The following is a 20,803-nucleotide window of genomic DNA, read 5'->3' as shown; positions in this document are numbered from 1 at the left end:
GGGGTCAGGACTCCTTGACCGCGATCGTCTCGACCGTGTTGGCGACCTTCTCGAACGCGTCGGCGGCCTCCTCGAGGATCTCGACGACCTCCTTGAGCTTCATGAGGAGGATCGGGTCGGTGATCTCGTCGAACATCTGCGCGAGGAGCTTGCGGTGCTGCTTGTCCGCCTGGTTCTCGAGGCGGTTGATCTCGACCCAGTAGTCCTGCAGGTCGCTCATCGAGCGCAGGCGCGGCATCGCCTCGGCCGTGATCTCGGCGCAGCGCTGGAGGATCTGCACCTGGTCGGCGACGCGCCGCGGCAGTTCGTCGAGCTTGTAGAGGACGATGAGGTCGCTCGCCTCCTCCATGAAGTCCATGCAGTCGTCGAGCGCCGACGCGAGCTCGTAGATGTCGTCACGGTCGAACGGCGTGACGAACGTCGAGTTCATGCGTCGCATGATCGTGTGCGTGGCCTCGTCGGCGAGGTGCTCGACCTCGTTCATCTGCTTCGCGATGGCCTTGCGGCCGACGAGGTCGGCGCCGAGGAGCTCGCCGAGAAGCTTGGATCCGGTCACCAGGTGCTCCGCCGAGGCGGTGAAGAGGTCGAAGAACGTGGTGTCGCGCGGTGTCATACGCGGAATGCGCACGGGTACTCCCGTAAAGAGGCAGCCTTGTCCTCCGTAGCGTAGGCCCACGTCACGGTGAACGCGCAACCGTCCGGGTGATCCTCCGTCGACCATCACGGGAAATCGCGGTGCAGGCCACCTGGGTCCCTGCAGGCCGTGGGACGAACGGCTCTGCCGCGATGTGAGGAACGAGACGTCTAGCGTCGGGCACAAAGATGCGACGCCGGACCGGGAGCGCCTCTCGGCGCGTGGCCGCTCGAAGCGGCTGATGTTGGAGCCCGGGGCTACCGCAGCCCGACGTCGCCCTTCCATTATAACGGCGGCTCCCGGGGCTGCGCAGGATCAGTCGAGCTGGTCGGCACGCCAGCAGCGCGCGGCCGCGTCAAGGTCGTCGGCCGTCGCGACGAGCGACGCGGCGCCGAACGTGAGGCGGGAACCCCGCGCCGGGTCCGTCGGCTCGACGCTGTCCGCGTCGACCGCGGCCCCTGTCGCGAGGATGCGGCAGAAGGCCGCAGCGCGCTCGAGCGCGACGGCGAGATCACCGTCGAACACTCCGGAGAGCACGGAGTCCGCGAGCGCCCGCATGTCCTCGGGCGAGGGACCCGCCGCGCCCGCGACGACCTCCGCGACCGGGGTGTGCTCGACGCCCAGGCGGTAGCGCAGCCCGACCGTGCGGGCGTCGCGACGCACCCACTCGCGCAGGACGAAGAGGCGCCACAGCGCCCCTGGCAGCGTCACGGGCGCGGCGTCCGCCCACAGGGCTGCGACCGTGTCGAGGCCCTCCGTCTCGACGAGCCGGAGGATGCGCGCGGTGACCTCCGCGTCGTCCGTGGCACGGCCTTCGTGCACGAGGGCGCGGGCCGTCGTGTGCGCGATCTCCTCGCGGAGCGCGGGGTCGTGCCCGCCGGGGATCTGCTCCGCCTCGGCGGGGTCGAGCATCGCGGGTCGTCGGAAGCTTCTGCGCGGGCCGGTCACGTCATTCACTCCTACAGTGTTGACCACGCGGCCGCGCCACGTCCCGTGCGCCCGCCACGGACCGAGGAGGAGCCCTTGCCCGAGCAGCCCACGACCCTCACCTCGTCCCAGCACAGGCGGGCCGTCGTCCTCGCGGTGTCCGCCGCCGTCGGCGGTTTCCTCTTCGGCTTCGACTCCTCCGTCGTCAACGGCGCGGTCGACGCGATCCAGCACGAGTTCGACCTCTCCTCATCTGTCACCGGCTTCGCCGTCGCCGTCGCGCTGCTCGGGTGCGCGCTGGGCGCGTGGCTCGCGGGTCGCGCCGCGGACCGCTGGGGGCGGCCTCGCGCGATGCTCCTCGGGGCCGTGCTGTTCCTCGTCTCGTCGGTGGGAGCCGCGTTCGCGTTCGCGGTGTGGGACCTCGTGCTGTGGCGGGTCGTCGGCGGCATGGGCATCGGCGTCGCCTCAGTCATCACGCCCGCCTACATCTCGGAGATCTCCCCGAGCGCGGTGCGGGGCCGACTCGCGTCGCTGCAGCAGCTCGCGATCACGCTCGGCATCTTTGCGGCCCTGCTCTCCGACCAGCTCTTCGCGACGACGGCCGGGGCGGTCGACGAGGGCGCGCCGATCGCGCTCGGTGCGAGCCTCTTCGGGCTCGATGCGTGGCGGTGGATGTTCCTCGTCGCCGTGGTGCCGTCGGTCGTCTACCTCGTCGTCGCGCTGCGCGCGCCCGAGTCTCCGCGCCACCTCGTCGCAACGGGACGACGCGAGGAGGCGGCCGAGGTCCTGCGTTCCCTCGGCACGCAGGACGCCGAGGACCGCGTCGAGCAGATCGCGCACGCCCTCGAGTCCGACCGCAAGAAGCAGCAGGGCTCGACGCTGCGCGGCGGCCGCTTCGGGCTGCGACCGGTCGTGTGGGTGGGCGTCACCCTCTCGGTCTTCCAGCAGTTCGTAGGGATCAACGTCATCTTCTACTACTCGACGACGCTGTGGCGCTCGGTCGGGTTCGACGACTCGGACGCGTTCCTCGTCTCGACGATCACGGCGGTGACGAACGTCGTCGTGACGCTCGTGGCGATCGCGCTGGTCGACAAGGTCGGGCGGCGGCCTCTGCTCCTCGTCGGCTCGGCCGGCATGACGGTGTCGCTCGCCGCGATGGCGCTCGCCTTCACGCAGGCGACGGGCTCGGGTGACGACGTCAGCCTGCCCGGGGCATGGGGCACGGTCGCGCTCGTCGGCGCGAACCTCTTCGTCGTGTCGTTCGGGGCGTCGTGGGGACCCGTCGTGTGGGTGCTCCTCGGCGAGATGTTCCCCGGTGGCATCCGGGCGGCGGCTCTCGCCCTCGCGACGGCGGCGCAGTGGATCGCGAACTTCACGGTGACGGTGTCGTTCCCGCCGATGTCCGCGGGCCTCGGTCTGCCCGTCGTCTACGGCGTCTACGGGGCGATGGCACTGCTCAGCGGGCTGTTCGTGTGGAAGTTCGTCGCGGAGACGCGCGGCAAGGAGCTCGAGGACATGACGGACTGAGCTGCCCGGCCGCGTCCGGGTGGACCCCGGACGTCGCGCGCCTCACACCCAAATCGTTTGTGTGTCGCAAGCAATCGGTTTAGCGTCGTCCTGTCATAACAAGGAGACGTGATGACCACCCCAGCTGCCGCCCGGCCCCCCTCGCTCCTCGACGAACCCGACGCACCCACAGACGACGTCCGTGCCGTCCTCCTCGCCATCGAGGCGTTCGGCCGCGCCCAGCGCAGCATCGGCACCGCCTTCGTCCACGAGCTCAACCTGCCCCGCGCCTCCCTCGGCGTGCTCTTCAAGCTCCAGACCCACGGCGCCCTGCAGATCAGCGAGCTCGCCCAGATCCTCCACGTCGACGTCTCCGTCGCGTCCCGGCAGGTCGCCACGCTCGTCGACGCGGGCCTCGCCGTCCGCGACGTCGACCCCGACGACCGCCGTGCCCGCACCATCGCCCTCACCGCCGCCGGCCGCGAGCGCGCCGACACCGCCCGCCGCTCCGTCTCCCGCCTCCTCGCCAGCGCCCTCGGCGACTGGGAGCCCGACCGTCTCGCGACGCTCGCCACCTCCCTCAACGACCTCTCCGACGCCGTCACGACCTACTTCAGCGGCACGCAGCACCACAGCAAGGACCCCGCATGACACGCACCTCTCCCGCCGCCCCCACCACCGCGCCGCCGATGACGCACCAGGAGATCCTCCGGACCATCTCCGGCATCTTCATGGGCCTGTTCGTCTCGATCATCGCGACGTCCATCACGTCGTCCTCCCTGCCGCACATCGTCTCCGACCTCGGCGGCAACCAGTCCGCGTTCACCTGGGTCGTCACCGCGACGCTCCTCACCCAGACCATCTCGACGCCCATCTGGGGCAAGGTCGCTGACCTCGTCGACCGCAAGCGGCTCGTCCAGCTGACGCTCGTCATCACCGTCGTCTCCGCGGCGCTCGCCGGGCTCGCCCACAGCCCCGCCACCCTCATCGCATGGCGCGCCGTCCAGGGCGTCGGCGCCGGAGGCCTCACCGCCGTCGGCATGGTCCTCATCGCGGACATCATCTCGCCGCGCGAACGCGGCCGGTACATGGGTTACATGGGCGCAGTCATGGCCGTCGCCACGATCGGCGGCCCCCTCCTCGGCGGGTTCCTCACCGACACCGCCGGCTGGCGCTGGACGTTCTTCGTCGGCGTACCCTTCGCGATCGCGGCGATCATCCTCATCCAGCGCACCCTCCACCTGCCGCCCCTGCCGCGTGACGGCAAGGCGCCGATCGACTACCTCGGCGCCACCCTCATCTCCGGCGGCATCGCGCTGCTCCTGCTCTGGGTGACGTTCGCCGGCACACGCTTCGACTGGCTGTCGTGGCAGACCGTTGTCATGGCCGGCGGCGCCGTCGTGCTTCTCGCCCTTGCGGTGTGGGCCGAGTCCCGCGCCGTCGCGCCGATCATCCCGCTCACCCTCTTCCGCAACCGCACAGTCGCGCTCGTCATCATCGCGTCCGTCGCGCTCGGCATCGTGCTCTTCGGCACGACGGTGTTCCTCAGCCAGTACATGCAGATCGCACGCGGCTACACCCCGACGGTCTCCGGCCTGCTCACCGTGCCGATGATCGTCGGGCAGCTCGCCGCGTCGATCCTCTCTGGCCGCGCCGTCTCCCGCACGGGACGCTACAAGCGGTACCTCGTCGTCGGCGCGATCATCATGCCGACCGGCATCCTGCTCATGGGCACGATCGACCACCGCACGAGCCTCGTCCTCATCAGCGTCTACATGCTGCTCATCGGCATCGGCGTCGGCCTGCAGATGCAGAACATGGTGCTCGCCGCACAGAACACGCTCACTCCCGCCGAGCTCTCGACGGGGTCCGCGTCGATCGCGTTCTTCCGGTCGCTCGGCGGTGCGATCGGCGTCTCGGCGCTCGGCGCGATCCTCGGTCACCGTGTCACCGCCGACCTCACGTCGGGCCTCACGTCGGCCGGCATCACCCCGCCCGCGTCGATCGCCGACGGCACCCTGCCTGACGTCAGCATGCTGCCCGCCGCCGTCGCGACGATCGTCAAGGCCGCCTACGGGGCGGGCGTCGCCGAGGTGTTCCTCGTCGCGGCACCGCTCGCGCTCATCGCGTTCGTCGCGGTCCTGTTCATCAAGGAGGTCCCGCTCGCGACGCGCTCGAACCTCGAGCTGCGCCGCGAGGAGCTCGCCCGGGCAGAGGCCGCCCGCGAGGAGGCCCTGGCGGAGAGCGCCCGAGCAGACGCGGCCCGAGCAGAGGCAGCCCAGACCGAGGCGGCCCAGACTGTGGCGGCCGATCCGGAGGCCGCCCCCACCCGCCGCACCTGACCCCGACTCGTGGGTCCCTAGCACCATCCAATGGTGCTAGGGACCTACAAGTCACCTGACTGACTCGACTCGTAGGCCCTCAGCACTATTCGACAGTGCTGAGGGCCGACGAGTCGTGGCGAGGTGGGTCAGCTCGGGTCGAAGGTGAGCGACACCGAGTTCATGCAGAACCGGTTGCCCGTCGGGGTCTGCGGTGCGTCGGGGAAGACGTGCCCGAGGTGCGAGCCACAGCGCGCGCACCGCACCTCCGTGCGGCGCATGCCGAGGGAGTCGTCGTCGAGCAGCTCGACCGCGTCGGAGCGGCTCACCTCGTAGAAGCTCGGCCAGCCGCAGCCGGCGTCGAACTTCGTCCCTGCGTCGAAAAGCTCGGCGCCGCACGCGCGGCAGCTGTACGTGCCGGCGCGCGCCTCGTCGAGCAGCGCGCCCGACCAGGGCCGCTCGGTGCCGGCCTGACGCAGGACGTGGAACTCCTGCGGGTTCAGCTCGACAGCCCACTCGTCGTCGGTCTTCTCGATCTCGTACGCCATGTCGTTCCCTCCGTCGTCGGTGATCCCATCATCCCTCGCCCAGCGCCCGCTCGCGCTGCCTCGCGCCGCCGCTCCGGCCTGCCTGCCGCTCGCGCCGCTCCCGACGGATTGACGCTGCGCCCCCGTCCCACGGGGGCGCAGCGTCAAATCCGTGGCACCAGCGACGCCCCAGGGTGCCGACACCCCGGGTGCCGACACCGCGGGTGCCGACACCCCGGGTGCCGATAGCCGATCCGTGCACGGGACGTGCCCGGATCGGCTATCGGGACTCCGTTCCGCCGGGAGCAGGGGGCTTCGATAGCGGATCCGTACGCATGACGCGTACGGATCCGCTATTGGCCGGCCCGGCGCGGCCCGGCCCCTGCCAGCCGTCCCGGTCGGCCCAGCCCGGCCCGGGCAAGGCCCGCCGGTTCCACGGACGACGAGGCCCCTCCGCACACGGTGCGGAGGGGCCTCGTGAGAACGGCTGAGATCAGCGGCGACCCGAGCGCGCGCCACGCGACATCTCGACGAGGCCACGCCCCGCGCCCGACGATCCCCCACGCGACACACGACCGGACGCGCCACCAGCACCACCGGCAGAACCGCCACCCGAGCGACCCGCAGATCCCCCGGACGGCTCCCCCGTCGTCGACGACCACACAGGCTGCGAACCGCCGCGAGACGCACCGCCACGGCCCTGCTGCTGACCGGACGCCCCGCGTCCGGAACCGCCCCGACGTCCGTCCGAGCGTGCGCCCCCAGGACGCGACGGGTCGGCCTGCTGACCGCCACGACCCGTGCCGGGACGCCCGCCGCGCGGCTGGTCGCCGCGTACCGCGACGTCGGAGCCACGCGAGCCGGCCGACCCGCGGGCGGGACGCCCGGACCCGTCGGACGTCGACGTGCCGCGGCCCCGGCCGCCGTCGGCAGCCTTCTTCTTGCGCGGCTGCTTCGGCGCTGGCTGTGCCGCAGCCGGAGCCTCGGACGGCTTGACGCGCGGCGCCACCTCACCAACGAGGTCGGTGACGAGCTTGTCGGTCGCGCGCACGCGCACGGGCGTCACGGTGATGCCGGCCTTGCGGGTGAGATCCTTGACGTCGCCCCGCTGCTCGGGCGTCATGACGGTGACGACGACGCCACCTTCGCCCGCGCGCGCCGTGCGTCCGGAGCGGTGGAGGTACGCCTTGTGCTCGGCGGGCGGGTCGACGTGGACGACGAGCCCGACATGGTCGACGTGGATGCCGCGCGCGGCGATGTCCGTCGCGACGAGCACCTTGACGGCGCCTGACGTGAACGCCTCGAGGTTCCGCTCGCGGGCTCCCTGCGAGAGGTTGCCGTGGAGGTCGACCGCGGGCACACCCTCGGCGGTGAGCGTCTTGGCCATCTTCTTGGCCTGGTGCTTGGTGCGCATGAAGAGGATGCGACGGTCGACGCCTGAGGCGAGCGCGAGGACGAGGTCCTTCTTCGCGGCGGCGTCGGCGACCTCGAGGACGTGGTGGGTCATCGCGGTGACGGGCGACGTCTCGGGGTCGACGGAGTGGTGCAGCGGCTTGTGGAGGTAGCGCTTGACGAGCACGTCGACGCCGTTGTCGAGCGTCGCGGAGAAGAGCATGCGCTGACCCTGGGACGGGGTGCGGTCCATGATGCGCTTGACGCCCGGGAGGAACCCGAGGTCGGCCATGTGGTCCGCCTCGTCGAGCACGGTGATCTCGATGTCGTCGAGCGTGAGGTGACGCTGGCCGAGGAGGTCCTCGAGGCGGCCGGGGCACGCAACGACGACGTCGACGCCCTTCTGCAGCGCGGTGACCTGGCGCGACTGGGAGACGCCGCCGAAGATCACGGTCGTCGTGAGGCCGAGCGCCTTGGCGAGGGGCGCGAGGGTCGCGTCGATCTGCGAGGCGAGCTCGCGCGTCGGGGCGAGGACGAGGGCGCGCGGCCGGGCGGGCTTCGTGCGGCCGGAGCGCGACGCGTCGAGCCGCGTGACGATGGGGAGCGAGAACGCGAGGGTCTTGCCGGAGCCGGTGCGGCCACGCCCGAGGACGTCGCGGCCCGCGAGCGTGTCGGGGAGGGTCGCGGTCTGGATGGGGAACGGTGCGGTCTTGCCGTCGCGCGCGAGGGCGTCGAGGACGGGCGTGGGCAGGGGCAGGTCGGAGAACGACCGGATGGTCTGAGGCATGTGTCTTCCTGGTTCGGCCCGGAGCACGGCGCACGGGGGCGCTCGGTGTCGACCGGGGTCGGGGTCCGCCGCACGAGGCAGGATCACGGCTCCGCGCTGTGCGCGGGCGGGGATCGTGCGGGACTCCACGACGCGGGACCGGCGGTACGCGCGGCCCTCGTCGTCCATTGTCTCACCTGCGGGCGGTGACCGTCACCCCGTCCCCGTGGTGACGCACCCGACTTCCGCGAGATAGCAGTTCCGTGCCGAGATAGCGCCTGCACACCGCTATCTCGGGCGCAGAGCGCTATCTCGCGGACCAGCGTGGTGGCGGAAGACGGCAGGATGGTGCCGTGACCGACGTGCTGCGTGACATCTGGGAGGCCGCGACGACCGCGTCGCCCGCCCCCGAGACCGCCCTCGTGCTCGCCGCTGCGGCGACGGCGTTGCTGCTCGTCGTGTGGCGGCCCGCGTGGGGCGTCGTCCGGCACGGTGTGACGACCGTCCATGAGGCATGCCATCTTGCCGTCGCCGCGCTCACGGGCCGCAGGATCATGGGGATCCGCCTGCACTCAGACACGTCGGGGCTCGCACTGTCGAAGGGGCGCCCACGCGGTCCGGGGATGGTGCTCATGACGGCCGCCGGGTACACGGGCCCGGCGATCGTCGGGCTGGCTGCCGCGTTCGGCGTGGGTCGCGGCTACGACGTCGGTGTCCTGTGGGCGCTCGTCGTCCTTGCGCTGTTCGTGCTGCTCATGATCCGCAACTGGTACGGCTTGTGGACGATCCTCGTGACGCTCGCGCTCCTGGGCGCACTCACGTGGTGGGGCACGGCCGAGGTCCACGCGTTCGCGGCACACACGGTGACGCTCGTGCTGCTCGCCGGGGCGGTCCGGGCGGTCGTCGAGCTCGGGCTCTCACGTCGCGGCGGGAGGGCGCGCTCGTCGGACGCCGACGCGCTCGGCAGGCTCACGCACCTGCCCGGCGGCCTGTGGGTGGGCGTGTTCGCACTCGTCGCGGCGGGGTGCCTCGCGCTGGGTGCGTGGTGGCTCGTCGGCCCGACGTTCTCGGGGCTCGCCGACGCCGCGGCGGCCCTCCTCCCCCGCTGACTGCGCGCCCCAACCCGACGGGTTGACGGCTTCCGACCAGTCGCGCGCTCGGAAGTCGTCAGTCCGCCAGGAAGAGGGTGGCCCCGGTCAGGACGCTGCGAGGCGCGCCGCGAGCGCGTCGCGCGCCTGCTGCGCCACAGGCCGCACGGCCTTGTCGCGGTCCGAGAAGTGGCGGGCGATGACCGCCTGGTGCTCGGCGCCGCCCTGCGCGGCGAGCGCACGCAACGCGGCGCTGCGGACGCGGGCGTTCGTGTCGTCCGTCAGCGCGACGATCTCGTCGAGGGCGGGCAGGTTCCGCTCGAGGACGACGCGCAGGCACATCTCCCGCACGCGCCACGCACGGTTGCGCAGTCCGGCGAGGACGGGCTCGGTGGCGGAGTCGTCCCACACGTGGAGGAGCGCCCGGGCGCCCCAGAGCTCAGGCCAGTAGAGGGCGGGCGCCCCGTCGAGGATCCCGAGGCCGTGCCGGCCTCCCGCGTAGAGGAGGAAGTCCTTGCCAGCGTTCTCCCCGCGCAGCAGCGCGATGGCGCGCTGCTCGACGGTCTGCGCGCCGTAGTGCTCGACGGCGGCGCGGAGCCGCTCGCCCGTCGGCAGGTCGAGGGGGATGTCCGGGTGGTGGTTCAGCTTCTTGTCCATGGCGCTGCCAGCCTAGCCCTGCCGTTGTCGGGGCACGGACTGGGCGGCGTCCGGCGCGTGCGGGTGGGTGCGCGCTCGGAGCCGCGGCACGAGGCTTTCGGCTGCCGCGGCGAGGGCCGCGCCGATGATGGCGACGACGAGGTCAGCCGCGACGAACGTCGAGCCAAGCACGTAGCGTGCGGGTGGGAGCGTCTCGGCGAGCGCGGCGGGCAGGCCGGTGAGCTGCAGCAGCTCGATCCCGACGCCGAGCGCGGCCGCCACGGCACCGAGCGTCACTGATCGCGCGCGCGGTGCGACGAGCGCGCACAGCACGACGAGCATCGCCGCGTAGAGCAGTCCGCCGGCGACGTCCCCGGCGGTGCCGGGGAGCAGACGTGCGGCGAGCCCGACGGGCACGAGCAGCACGACGACGACGGCGAGCCGCGCACGGCTCCGGGGTGAGCGCGTCACTTCTGGGCGGCTTCGATGCGTGCCCCGAAGGCTTGGACGAAACGCTCGCGCCACCGGGACGGCCTCCCCTCGGTCGGCCGCGTCGGGACGACCTGGTCCTGCGCTGGCGGGTTGTCCGCGACGAACGCGTCGAGGACGAGGTACTCGGGGTCAGGAAGCGGCGCGAACCACGGGATCGTCATCCAGGGCGACGCCGGGTCCGTGCGGAGCAGGTCGAGCTCGGCGTCGGTCTTGGCGTCGAAGCGCGTGGAGATCGGCTCGGGCAGGCTCGCCCAGTGGCGTCGGCTCACGCGGAGCTTTTCGCTGAAGTCCTCCCAGCTCGTGCAACGTTCGCGGAGGGATCCGGCCGCGAGGAGCGCCGTGTCGAGCGCCTCGGCGTCGTCGAGCATGCCGGCGGTGCGTCCGGCGCGAGCGAGCTCGATGACGCGCACGTGGTCCCACACGACGAAGTCGGCCGCCATGGTGGCCGGGTCGGCGTCCCACACCCGCTGCAGCCGGACGAGCTTCTCGCGCGCGAAGGGGTCGCCGGCTGATGCTGCCAGCCGCAGCTCGGCCTCGATCGCGCTGGCTGCCTCTGGGTCGAGGCGTGACCAGGTCTCGCGCTCGGTCGCGAACTTCTGGCTCTGCCCGCGCCAGAGGAGGTCGAGGATCTGAGCGCGCAGCTGCCGGACGTCGGGGATGCGCCATCCTTCCTCGAGGTACTGGCGGGTCCGGGCCGGGTCGGGCAGCACGAGCTCGTCGACCGGCGCACGGTGGTGGAGCGAGTCGATCCCGACGAACGCAGCGAGGTGCGCCTCGACGCCCGTCCGGTCATGCCCGGGTCGCTGCGACCAGTGCAGCTCGGGCCCCGGAGGGCCCTGCCCTGCGCGGCCGGCTCCCTGCGCCTCGGCGCGCTCCTGCTCCGTCATGGCGGCCACGCTAGTGCCCGGGACCGAGCAGGTCGATGCTTCCTCCGTCCGATCCACCCCGGGTGGACGAAACGCTCAGCATGTCGTGAGCCATGGACATTCCACGTCGCTGCCCTGCGGTCGCACTAGACTCACGCCCGGGCCTCTAGCTCAGTTGGCAGAGCATCGGACTTTTAATCCGCGGGTCGTGGGTTCGAGCCCCACGGGGCCCACCATGATCTACCTGCGAGAACACCAGGGCCCGAGGCCTGTTCAGCGTCCCGCGCGGCCGCTACGCTGCGGGCCATGAACCGTCGCCTCGTGTCGCTCGCGCTCGCCGCTGCGCTCCTTCCCGCTGCCCTCGTCGCCGTCCCCGGGGGTGCGGTGGCCGCGCCCGTCCTGGCCGCGCCCGTCGTGGCCGCGACGTCGACGGTCGCTGCCGCGGCGCCGTCGAGCGTCGCCGTCGGAGGCGCCGCGAAGGCGAAGAAGTACAAGAACTGCACGGCGCTCAACAAGGCGTACCGCGGCGGCGTCGCGCGCGACTCGAAGGCCGTCAACACGAAGACCGTCCGCGGCAAGAAGGTCAAGGCGGCGTCGACGTACCGGCCGAAGATCTCGAAGGCCCTCTACACGGCGAACAAAGGACTAGACCGCGACAAGGACGGCATCGCCTGCGAGAAGTGACCCGTCCTCGCCACGCAGCCGCGGAGGTGGAAGAATCGGCGCACACGCCGACGAAGGGGATCTGTCATGACGACGACGCCGGACCGCACGACCGCCATCGGACCGACGCAGGGTCAGTGGCTCGACAAGCACGCCTCGTCGCTCGCACCCGACGACCAGGCGACGGCGCGCCCGTGGAAGGCAGTGACGGTCATCATCGCGGCAGCGCTCGCGTCGGGTCTCATCGGTTTCGGCGTCGGGGCGTCCCTCGGCGCGGACGACAAGGACGCCCGGCTCGAGGTCGTCGACCTCACGACGGAGCTTAAGGAAGCGCAGCGACAGCGGGAGATCCTGCAGCAGCGCGTCACGGAGCTCGAGCAGGCCACGGGGCAGGCGGGCTGAGCCCGCCCCACGCCCACCCTTCGCCCCCACACCCGTCGCCCCGCCCGGACAGGGCGCGGTAGCGTCAGGCACGTGCCGCAGATCATCGCCCACCGGGGCGCTTCCGCCACCTTCCCCGAGCACACGCGCGCCTCGTACGTCGAGGCTCTCGCGCAGGGGGCCGACGGCCTCGAGTGCGACGTCCAGCTGACGGCCGACGGTGTCGTCGTGCTGTGGCACGACGCGACGCTCGACCGCACGTCGGACGCGAGCGGCCTGCTCCACGAGCGCACGCTCGCGGAGCTCCGGGCTCTCGACGTGTGGTCGTGGCATCAGGCCGCGCCGCCTCCGGCGTCGCACGGCACCCTCGCTGACCAGGTACTCACCCTCACCGACTTCGTAGAACTCGCGGCAGCGGCAGCACGCCCGGTCACGCTGGTCATCGAACTCAAACGCTCGTCCCTCTTCTCCGATGGAGAGGGTGCCCTTGAGGACGCCGTCGTGGCGACGCTGCGCGCCGCCGGATGGGACTCGGAAACAGGCTTCATTACGGGGACCAACGTCGACGTCACTTTCATGAGTTTCTCCCCCGCTTCACAGCGTCGCCTGGCGGTGACCGTCCCGGCAGAGCGCCTCATGTTCCTGCTCGACGAGGCCGCGGACACCGACCTGGTGGCGGAGTTCGCCCCTGAAAGCGGCGCAACGCCCGAGACCGTCGGGCGCCTGCGCGCCCTGATCGCGGATGCACAGGCCGACGTGACTACGGGCCGGATCGGCGGTCTGGGACCTTCGGTTGCGTGGTGCCGCGCCCATCCGGACGACGTACGTGCCGCGGTTGCGGCCGGCAGGCACGTGCGCGTCTGGACCGTGGACGACGCCGACGACGCGCGCTTCCTCATCGAGCTCGGTGTCGACGGCCTCACGACAAACCGGCCCGGCGCACTGCGCGCCGCACTCTCCGCCTAGAGACGCCGATGCCCGGCCGCCCCCGAGGGGACGACCGGGCATCGGTGCGCATCAGCTCACGCGACGACGAATCGCCAGGAGAGCACCGCCTCCGCCGAGCAGCAGCACGACGAGCGCGATGAGGCCCGTGCCGAGCTGGCCACCGGTCGCGGCCAGATCGCCATCCGACGGCACGAAAGCGGCCCAGTCATCAGCGTCGTCGACGCCCGCACCGGAGTCCACACCAACCGCAGTCACGGTGGCCGTGTTGGCGTGCGTATCTCCAGCGCTCAGCGCGGGGAGCGTACCCACACACGTGAACTGAGCGCCTACGGCAAGTGGGCCATCCCACTCGGTACCGGTGCTGCGGTCAGGGAAGGTGCAGACGAGGCCTTCGATCTTGCCCTTGCCTGACGTCAGCTTGTCACTCACAACGATGTCAATGAGCGGCTCGGTGCCGTCGTTCGAGATCGTGAAGTTGATCTTCTGCGACGTGTTGGCGACAAGTTGCTTGCCGTCTTCCTCGTCGAAGTCACCGTCGAACCCATCGTTCGTCAGCGCACCCGACTCGTCGTACTCAGGCGCGGAGCCCTCGTCAGACCACTTCTCAATGTCGATGCTCGGAACGTCCTCAGGGGCGTTGCTCGGTTCGTCACCGGGCTCCGTGCCCGGGCCATCGCCAGGCTCGTCACTGGATCCGTCACTAGGCGTAGATGTCGGGCCGTCACCAGGCTCCGTGCTCGGACCGTCACCAGGCTCCGTGCTCGGACCGTCACCAGGCTCGGTCGTCGGACCATCACCAGGCTCGGTCGTCGGACCATCACCAGGCTCGGTCGTCGGACCATCACCAGGCTCGGTCGTCGGACCATCACCAGGCTCGGTCGTCGGACCATCACCAGGCTCGGTCGTCGGACCATCACCAGGCTCAGGAGTCGGCGCCTCAGGAACCCGACCATGCCAGGCATCCTCATCGTCAACACCAACACCAGAGTTCGCACCCTCAGCAGTCACCGACGCAAGGTTCGCGTGAACAGCACCCGCCGCAAGACCCGGCAACGTGCCAGTGCAGTCGAACTGCGTGCCCACCGCAAACGGACCAGCCCACGACACCCCAGTGCTCGCATCGGGGAACGTGCAGACCAAACCAGTGATCGCACCAACACCACCAGTGAGCTCATCACTGACCACCACGTCCACCAACGGCTCAGAACCGTCGTTAGAAATCGTGAAGTTGATCGGCAACGACGCACCAGCCGTCAGGGTCTTGCCCGGAGCAGCATCAAAGTCACCATCGAACTTGTCATTCGTCAGCGCACCCGACGCGTCATACTCCGGGGCCTCGCCCTCATCGGACCACTTCTCAATGTCAATGCTCGGCGCCTCAGGAACCCGACCATGCCAGGCATCCTCATCGTCAACACCAACACCAGAGTTCGCACCCTCAGCAGTCACCGAAGCAAGATTCGCGTGCGTGTTACCAGCAGCCAACGCAGGCAACGTGCCCGTGCAGTCGAACTGCGTGCCCACCGCAAACGGACCAGCCCACTCAGTGCCCGTGCTCCCACCAGGGAACGTGCAGACCAAACCAGTGATCGCACCAACACCACCAGTCAGCTCATCACTGACCACCACGTCCACCAACGGCTCAGAACCGTCGTTAGAAATCGTGAAGTTGATCGGCAACGACGCACCAGCCGTCAGGGTCTTGCCCGGAGCAGCATCAAAGTCACCATCGAACTTGTCATTCGTCAGCGCACCCGACGCGTCATACTCCGGGGCCTCGCCCTCATCAGACCACTTCTCAATGTCCATGCTCGGCGCCTCGGTGCCAGCCTCGGGGACGCGGCCATGCCAGGCATCCTCGTCTTCCACCTCTTCACGCGTGACCCTGCCGATACCGGTGACGGTGGCGAGGTTGGCGTGCGTCTCGCCGGCCTCAAGCGCCGGGAGCGTGCCCGTACAGTCGAACTGCGTGCCGACCTTGAACGGACCAGCCCACGACACACCAGTGCTCTCGTCCGGGAAAGTACAGACGAGATCCTGAATCTCCCCCTCACCGCTGGTGAGTTCGTCGCTCACGACGACATCCACGAGGTCTTCGTGGCCGTCGTTGGAGATCGTGAAGTTGATCGGCAACGTCGCACCAGCGGTCAGGGTCTTGCCCGGGGCTGCATCGAAGTCGCCGTCGAACTTGTCGTTCGTCAGCGTGCCGCCCTCGCTGTACTCAGGCTCCTCGCCCTCGTCCGACCACTTCTCGATGTCAATGCTCGGGTCGCCGACCGGCTTGATGACCGCCGTCGAACCCGCGATGGAGTTGGAAAGGTCGCCATCGGGGACGGTGGCGCGAACCTTGAAGTAGACGACGATCCTCTGACCGGTCTGGAGGTTCGTACCCTGCCGCTGCTGAATGGTCACCACGCCGTTGTCGTAGAGGGCCTGGATGTTGCCGTTCAGGTCGACGGTCGTCTCAGTCTTGACGGTCGAGCTCGGCACGCCCTGCGAGTCGACATCGACGAAGCCCAGGAAGGTGAGGTTCTCGGGCAAGACATCGTGACGCGTGAAGATCTGCACCGGGAATGCGGTGCCGTAGTTGCCGCGCGGGATGACCTCGATCGAGTAGATGAACTCGTCGTTGAGGAACTCGCCGTCCTTGACGGGCACTTCGATCTCTTGGGCGGCCTCGCCGGTCACCGGGTCGATGAGCCGCTTGCGCAGCTCGGCTTCGTCACCGTAGGACGTCGCCTCGGTCTCGTCCTCGTTCCAGTAGATCTGGTCTCCGGCCTCGCCAATGAGCCGAGCCTTGTTGTAGACCTCGAGGGTTTCCTTGCCCGTCAACGGAACCGTAGTGAGTTCAACCTCCACCACCAAGCGCTGCGGGGTGCCGGATGGTCCTGTCTCGACCTCGTTGATTCCAGAGGGGCTCAGCTCGACAACAAGGTTGCCGTCACCGTCGACGCTCTTGGTGAAATCGCTCTCACCAAGCGGCCGCCAGTAGTTGTACTGGCCGGTGACCTTGACGTTGGAAAGATCGCTGAGGTCGAAGAGCTCCGGGTTGACCTCGTCGACGATTCGGCTCTTCGTGATGTCGAGTTCGGCTCGCCCGATGTCGATCGTGAAGTTGTACTTGATCTTGGCCGACTGACCGGGGTTAACCCGAACCACATCGGTCTGGGACGTCTTGTTAAACGTCTGGTCTTCCTTGATGCCCTCTCCGGGGCTGCCGGGCAGGTCAACGATCGTCGCGCCGGGCGACCACCGATCGGTGGCGTCGCCGGCACGGTAGTAGAACGTGGCCTTGTTCGACCAGTTGTACGCGGTGGCGCCCTGGATGGGGGTCCAGCCGGTGGGGAGGCCCGTCACGGTGTTGAGCTTCGCTCGGACGTCGATCTCGATGTTCGTCTGGCTCGCGGGGTTGTTCTTGCCGACGTTGATGAGGAGCGTCTGCCCGTTGAGGCACCACTGGCCGATGTACGCGTCTGATGCGAAGGCGTCGGCGGTCGTGCACGTTGTCGCCTGGGTGAGGGTCTGCAGACCGCTTCCGGAGGCAGGGCGCACCACAAGGAAGCCGGCTTCGCCATCGAGCCATTCGGCCTGGTCAATCAGAGTGTCTTGAATCACCACGTTGCGCGACAGCGTGAAGTTCGCGTTGCGGCCATCCCACGCTGAGAGGTTCGCGCGGAGGGTGTACGTCATGGTGTCGAGGTCATCGACCGCGCCATCATCGCCGATGTAGAGGGTCTGCTGGTTCCAGCTCTGCAGCTTCGCGAATTGCTCGTCGCCGACGCCCACACCGGCGACGTTGCCTCCGACGTAGACGGACGCGGTCCTCGGGTCGCCGCCTCCGAAGGTCGCGGTGTTAGACAGCGAAATTCCGAAGCTGCCGGGGGCCCCGCCCAGTTCGTTGAACTTTGCGCGCAGGAGCGCTTCAAGCGCGGCGGTGTCCGTCACAGCTGCCGTGTAGGTGATCGTGACACGCGAGTTCTGCGGAAGCGCGGGAAGGGTTCCGGTGAAGCTCTGCGGGCTGGTGCCAGTCACTGCTGGCACGAACGCGATGGGGGTGCCCGCGTCAGCAACACCGTCTGTGTCGAAGGTCGTCAGCGTTGCTTGGAAGCCAGTCCCGTAGCTGAGGCCAGCCGAGAGCGCGTCGTTCACCGTGTAGCCGGCCGGGCGCGCTTCCTTCGAGTCGATTGTCAGCGTGTAGGTGAGGACCGCGTCTTCAATGTCGGAGTCAAGCCCCGTGAAAACAATGTCGCCATTGTCGACACCCATCGTGACGAAGTCACTGAGGTTTGCCGACGAATTGACGCCCTTGTTGTGTCCGTTCCAGTGCGAATACGGCTCCCCCGGCGTCACTTCGCGGTCCTTGACAACGATGGTCACGCCGTGCGTTTCCCCGCCAAGTTCCCACGTGATCCTCGAACCGCCCTCACCGGACTCATTTGCGGCACGGAAGGTGAAGGCAAAGGCGCCCTCGGTGACTCCCACCGGCTTCGGGTTCTTGAAAAGAACCGTGTAGGTGCCATTACCGTGGTCCGTCACCGACTCGATAGCAGAGTTGTCGGGGAGCGCACCGTTGAGGTCAATACCCGACGGCAGCGACACCACGATGGACTCGCCCCCGGCCAACTGCTCGGCGTCGTAGCTGACGCGCAGTTGGACGTTCTGCCCGGTCTCAACCTCATGGCCGTCGGCAGCCACCTGACCGTTGTGAAGGAGATCAATGGCGATACCAGGGAGCGCGGCAATGGCGACATTCGCGGCACCCAGGATGCCGCTGAACGCCAGGAGCAGAGCACCAAGAACCGCAACCCTCTTGCGCCACCACTGTGACAGCCCACGGGAATGACGCGCCCCGCGCCGGCCCCGCTTTGTCATGTCACTCGCCATAAGAAACAGCCTCCTGAGTATTTCGCGCCTCGGCAGAAAATGACCGCCGAGCCCCCGCCGCTGACCCCACCGCAGTTGCCCGCCATGCCAAAGTGAGATCTCCGTGACACGGCGAGAGCCCGTCGTCATAACGGCCATGAGAACGCTACCGGGCACTCCTGCCGCGATGGTCGCGAATCGGGGAGCACCGGTGGGTGAACTCTCGCGTGCGGACGTGGCGTTCACCACTACTACGCACACGGCGTGCAGCTGCGCGCCAAACTCTCAGCCTCGGACGGTCCGCACCTCAAGCCACGCGATGACGTGCCGCAGGTAGGCGTCGCGCACGGGCGACGGCGAGAGCGTGAGGTCGTGCAGGCCGCCCTCGAACCGTTCGAGGGTGACGTCCCGCCCGACGAGGTGCGCGCGGTCGGCGATCTGCTCGACGTCGAGCACGCGGTCGCCGCCCGGCCCCGACGTCGTCGACGCGGCGACGAGCACGGGGACCCCGACGTCGAGCCCGCGGGCGAGGCGCGCATGCCCCCGCCTCACGGCGCGCATCCAGCCGGCCCGCACGGGCACGCCTGCGGGGCTCTTCCACGCAGGGTCGAAGTCCCACTCGCCGCCGTGGGCGCGCAGCAGGTCGTACGCGTAGCCCGACGGGGAGGCGTGGACGATCCGCTCCGGATCCCACGGCGCGACCCGATCGAGGATCGCCGTGCCCACCGTGCGGTCGAACCACGGGGCGTCGAGGTCGAACCACGGGGAGTTGAGCACGAGCGCGTCGAGGACCACCTTGCGGCGCATCGAGTGCGCCCACAGCGCGGCGGTGAGCCCGCCGGTCGAGTGCGCGTGCACGGCGAGCACGTCGTGGTCGCGCCGGATCCACGCGGCGACGCGCGTCAGCTCCTCGGAGTAGACCCGCAGGTCGGTGACGTAGTGCGGCAGCTGCCAGGGTCGCAGGGAGCGTCCGGCGGCGCGCAGGTCGAGCCCGTAGACGTCCCACCCGGCGTCGTCGAACGCCTCGGCGACGTGCGTCTGGAAGACGTAGTCGTTGAAGCCGTGCACGAGGAGCACCGCGCGACGCCGCGGCGGCGCGTCCGGGCCGCGCGGCACGTGGCGAACGAGCGTCGCGACGACGGGGCCGCGCTCGTCGCCCGGCAGGTCGAACGTCGACTGCTCGTAGCCGTCGCCGAGGACGTCAGGAACCCAGCGCACGGGCGTCTCAGGCTGCGGTGACGTCGTCGACGGTGCGGTCCGCGTCCGCCGGGACGCCCGGGACGGGCAGGAGCAGGACGAGGCCGATGAGCAGGACGAGCATGAGCCCGAGGATCCCGACGTGCGACTGGCCCGAGACGGAGATGAACACCGCCCACGCGGCCGGCGCCATGAAGCTCGCGGCGCGGCCGGTCGTCGCGTAGAGGCCGAAGATCTCCGACTCGCGGCCCGGCGGCGTGCGACGCAGGAGGAGGGCGCGGCTCGACGACTGCGCGGGACCCACGAACACGCAGAGCAGCAGGCCGAAGATCCAGAAGATCGTCTGCCCGCCGTCGTGGAGGACGAACACCGCGAGCCCGGAGACGAGCAGCCCCACGAGCGACGTCACGATGATCGCCTTGGGCCCGACCCGGTCCTCGACGAACCCCGCGATGATCGTCGCGATGCCCGAGACGACGTTCGCGGCGATCGCGAAGACGATGACGCCCGACGCCGAGAACCCGAACGACACCGACGCGATGACAGCACCGAACGTGAAGACGCCGGCGAGCCCGTCACGGTACACCGCGGACGCGACGAGGAAGCGCAGCACGTCGCGTCGGTCGCGCCACAGCGTCGCGATGTCCGCGAAGAGCTTGCGGTAGGAGCCGACGATGTCCAGGCGTGCGCGGCTGCGGGACGCCGTCACCTCGGGCACGGCCACGAGGACGGGCACCGCGAACGCGCCGAACCACAGGGCGGAGACGAGGACGGCGACGCGGATGTCCATGCCGTTCTCGCCGGTGACACCGAACCAGCCGACCTCAGGGTTGATGAACCCGACGAAGAGGATGAGGAGGAGGACGATCCCGCCGATGTACCCGGCACCCCAGCCGATGCCCGAGATCCGCCCGACGTTCTTGCGCGTCGACACCTGCGAGAGCGTCGCGTTGTAGTTGACGGACGCGAGCTCGAAGAAGACGTTGCCGGCGGCGAGCAGGAAGATGCCGAGCAGGAGGTTCTGCGTGAGCGAGCCCGGGTCGGGGGTCACAAGGAACATCGCCGCGCTGATCGCGACCGTGATGCCCGTGTGGGTGCCGAGCCACAGTCGTCGGCGGCCCGAGTCGTCGGACCGTGCGCCCGTCACGGGGGCGATGAGCGCGATGAGCAGGCCGGCCGCGGCGAGGCCCCAGCCGAGCCACGACGAGTGGTCCGCGAGAACGGAGTCGAGAGCCGCCTGGGCGGGGCCACCGACCGTCCCCGCCGCGACCTCGGCGTCGGCGGCGTCGACGACGCTCGCGTCGACGAACGCCTCGGACGTGAGCCAGCGCGTGAAGACGAACGTCGTGATGACGGCGTTGAACGCGGCCGAGCCCCAGTCCCACAGCGCCCAGGCGACGACCTTGCGCGCGGGGACGGGGGCGGCGGGGACGTCGTCAGCGACGTGGGTGGCCTCGAAGGTCATGGTCGGATCGTAGGCCCAACGTCCTGCGCGCGCGTGAACGTCACCCGGCCGGGCGGTGTCGCGCCGCCACCTGGCGGCGCCGTCGCCGCCGGGGACGGCGCGCGGGGAACGAGGAAGGCCCCGTCCTCACG

Annotated in this window: 17 protein-coding genes and 1 tRNA gene; 8 read left to right on the top strand and 10 right to left on the bottom strand. The window is 69.8% G+C overall.

Going from position 1 to position 20,803, the window contains the following annotated elements; all coding sequences use genetic code 11:
- Positions 1–4: 4 nt before the first annotated feature.
- The gene (locus IGS67_RS00675) at positions 5–613 is read right to left on the bottom strand and encodes a DUF47 domain-containing protein (protein WP_215905447.1); all 609 of its coding nucleotides are present in this window, start codon (positions 611–613) and stop codon (positions 5–7) included.
- A 336-nt stretch (positions 614–949) separates the two neighbouring features.
- Entirely contained in the window at positions 950–1,546 is a 597-nt protein-coding gene (locus IGS67_RS00670) for a hypothetical protein (RefSeq protein WP_192277783.1), read from the bottom strand.
- A 111-nt stretch (positions 1,547–1,657) separates the two neighbouring features.
- Between IGS67_RS00670 and IGS67_RS00665 the strand changes: the two genes are divergently transcribed.
- The 3 genes from IGS67_RS00665 (at position 1,658) to IGS67_RS00655 (ending at position 5,409) form a co-directional block, all read left to right on the top strand.
- Complete coding sequence (locus IGS67_RS00665) at positions 1,658–3,088, top strand: sugar porter family MFS transporter (protein WP_192276771.1); 1,431 nt, start codon at positions 1,658–1,660, stop codon at positions 3,086–3,088.
- A gap of 111 nt (positions 3,089–3,199) precedes the next feature.
- Positions 3,200–3,718 (top strand): MarR family winged helix-turn-helix transcriptional regulator, encoded by a 519-nt coding sequence (locus IGS67_RS00660; RefSeq protein WP_192276768.1) that lies wholly within the window; start codon positions 3,200–3,202, stop codon positions 3,716–3,718.
- The gene (locus IGS67_RS00655; RefSeq protein WP_192276765.1) at positions 3,715–5,409 is read left to right on the top strand and encodes an MFS transporter; all 1,695 of its coding nucleotides are present in this window, start codon (positions 3,715–3,717) and stop codon (positions 5,407–5,409) included. The genes IGS67_RS00660 and IGS67_RS00655 overlap by 4 nt, the downstream gene beginning before the upstream one ends.
- Before the next feature lie 128 nt (positions 5,410–5,537).
- Here the strand turns inward: IGS67_RS00655 and msrB are convergent, their stop codons facing one another.
- Together msrB and IGS67_RS00645 are read right to left on the bottom strand one after the other, a co-directional pair.
- A complete protein-coding gene (msrB, locus tag IGS67_RS00650) occupies positions 5,538–5,936 on the bottom strand; it encodes a peptide-methionine (R)-S-oxide reductase MsrB (RefSeq protein WP_192276762.1) in 399 nt (132 codons plus the stop codon).
- Between the two features lie 472 nt (positions 5,937–6,408).
- Positions 6,409–8,094 carry a DEAD/DEAH box helicase gene (locus IGS67_RS00645; RefSeq protein ID WP_192276759.1) on the bottom strand — a complete coding sequence of 562 codons (1,686 nt, stop codon included), beginning with the start codon at positions 8,092–8,094 and terminating at the stop codon, positions 6,409–6,411.
- Between the two features lie 332 nt (positions 8,095–8,426).
- Between IGS67_RS00645 and IGS67_RS00640 the strand changes: the two genes are divergently transcribed.
- Entirely contained in the window at positions 8,427–9,182 is a 756-nt protein-coding gene (locus tag IGS67_RS00640) for a M50 family metallopeptidase (RefSeq protein WP_192276755.1), read from the top strand.
- Between the two features lie 87 nt (positions 9,183–9,269).
- On the opposite strand, the gene IGS67_RS00635 is transcribed toward IGS67_RS00640, so the two are convergent.
- From IGS67_RS00635 to IGS67_RS00625, 3 genes are read right to left on the bottom strand one after another with little or no spacing between them, the layout of a single operon-like run.
- Positions 9,270–9,818 carry a HEAT repeat domain-containing protein gene (locus tag IGS67_RS00635; protein ID WP_192276752.1) on the bottom strand — a complete coding sequence of 183 codons (549 nt, stop codon included), beginning with the start codon at positions 9,816–9,818 and terminating at the stop codon, positions 9,270–9,272.
- Between the two features lie 12 nt (positions 9,819–9,830).
- The gene (locus IGS67_RS00630; RefSeq protein WP_192276749.1) at positions 9,831–10,268 is read right to left on the bottom strand and encodes a ribosomal maturation YjgA family protein; all 438 of its coding nucleotides are present in this window, start codon (positions 10,266–10,268) and stop codon (positions 9,831–9,833) included.
- Positions 10,265–11,176: a DUF1266 domain-containing protein gene (locus IGS67_RS00625; RefSeq protein ID WP_192276746.1), complete on the bottom strand. Its 912-nt coding sequence runs from the start codon at positions 11,174–11,176 to the stop codon at positions 10,265–10,267. Before IGS67_RS00625 ends, IGS67_RS00630 begins: the two co-directional genes overlap by 4 nt.
- Before the next feature lie 139 nt (positions 11,177–11,315).
- On the opposite strand from IGS67_RS00625, the gene IGS67_RS00620 reads away from it, so the two are divergent.
- The 4 genes from IGS67_RS00620 (at position 11,316) to IGS67_RS00605 (ending at position 13,165) form a co-directional block, all read left to right on the top strand.
- Positions 11,316–11,391, top strand: a tRNA-Lys gene (locus IGS67_RS00620).
- A gap of 70 nt (positions 11,392–11,461) precedes the next feature.
- Positions 11,462–11,839, top strand: a complete 378-nt coding sequence (locus IGS67_RS00615; RefSeq protein WP_192276743.1) for an excalibur calcium-binding domain-containing protein — start codon at positions 11,462–11,464, stop codon at positions 11,837–11,839.
- A 66-nt stretch (positions 11,840–11,905) separates the two neighbouring features.
- Positions 11,906–12,220, top strand: a complete 315-nt coding sequence (locus IGS67_RS00610; protein WP_192276740.1) for a hypothetical protein — start codon at positions 11,906–11,908, stop codon at positions 12,218–12,220.
- Between the two features lie 72 nt (positions 12,221–12,292).
- Complete coding sequence (locus IGS67_RS00605; protein WP_192276737.1) at positions 12,293–13,165, top strand: glycerophosphodiester phosphodiesterase; 873 nt, start codon at positions 12,293–12,295, stop codon at positions 13,163–13,165.
- A 51-nt stretch (positions 13,166–13,216) separates the two neighbouring features.
- On the opposite strand, the gene IGS67_RS00600 is transcribed toward IGS67_RS00605, so the two are convergent.
- The 3 genes from IGS67_RS00600 to IGS67_RS00590 all read right to left on the bottom strand — a co-directional run bounded on the left by IGS67_RS00600 (position 13,217) and on the right by IGS67_RS00590 (position 20,672).
- On the bottom strand, positions 13,217–18,019 hold the full coding sequence (locus tag IGS67_RS00600; RefSeq protein WP_192276734.1) for an ICP22 family protein: 4,803 nt from the start codon (positions 18,017–18,019) through the stop codon (positions 13,217–13,219).
- A gap of 276 nt (positions 18,020–18,295) precedes the next feature.
- Positions 18,296–19,228, bottom strand: a complete 933-nt coding sequence (locus IGS67_RS00595; RefSeq protein WP_192276731.1) for an alpha/beta hydrolase — start codon at positions 19,226–19,228, stop codon at positions 18,296–18,298.
- Between the two features lie 7 nt (positions 19,229–19,235).
- Positions 19,236–20,672, bottom strand: coding sequence for an MFS transporter (locus IGS67_RS00590; RefSeq protein WP_192276728.1), 1,437 nt, complete (start codon positions 20,670–20,672; stop codon positions 19,236–19,238).
- Positions 20,673–20,803: the final 131 nt, after the last annotated feature.

It is taken from the genome of Flavimobilis rhizosphaerae (assembly GCF_014852685.1).
GTDB lineage: Bacteria > Actinomycetota > Actinomycetes > Actinomycetales > Cellulomonadaceae > Flavimobilis > Flavimobilis rhizosphaerae.
The sequence above is the reverse complement of the archived record's forward strand: the minus strand, read 5'-3'. Positions and strand labels throughout refer to the sequence as shown.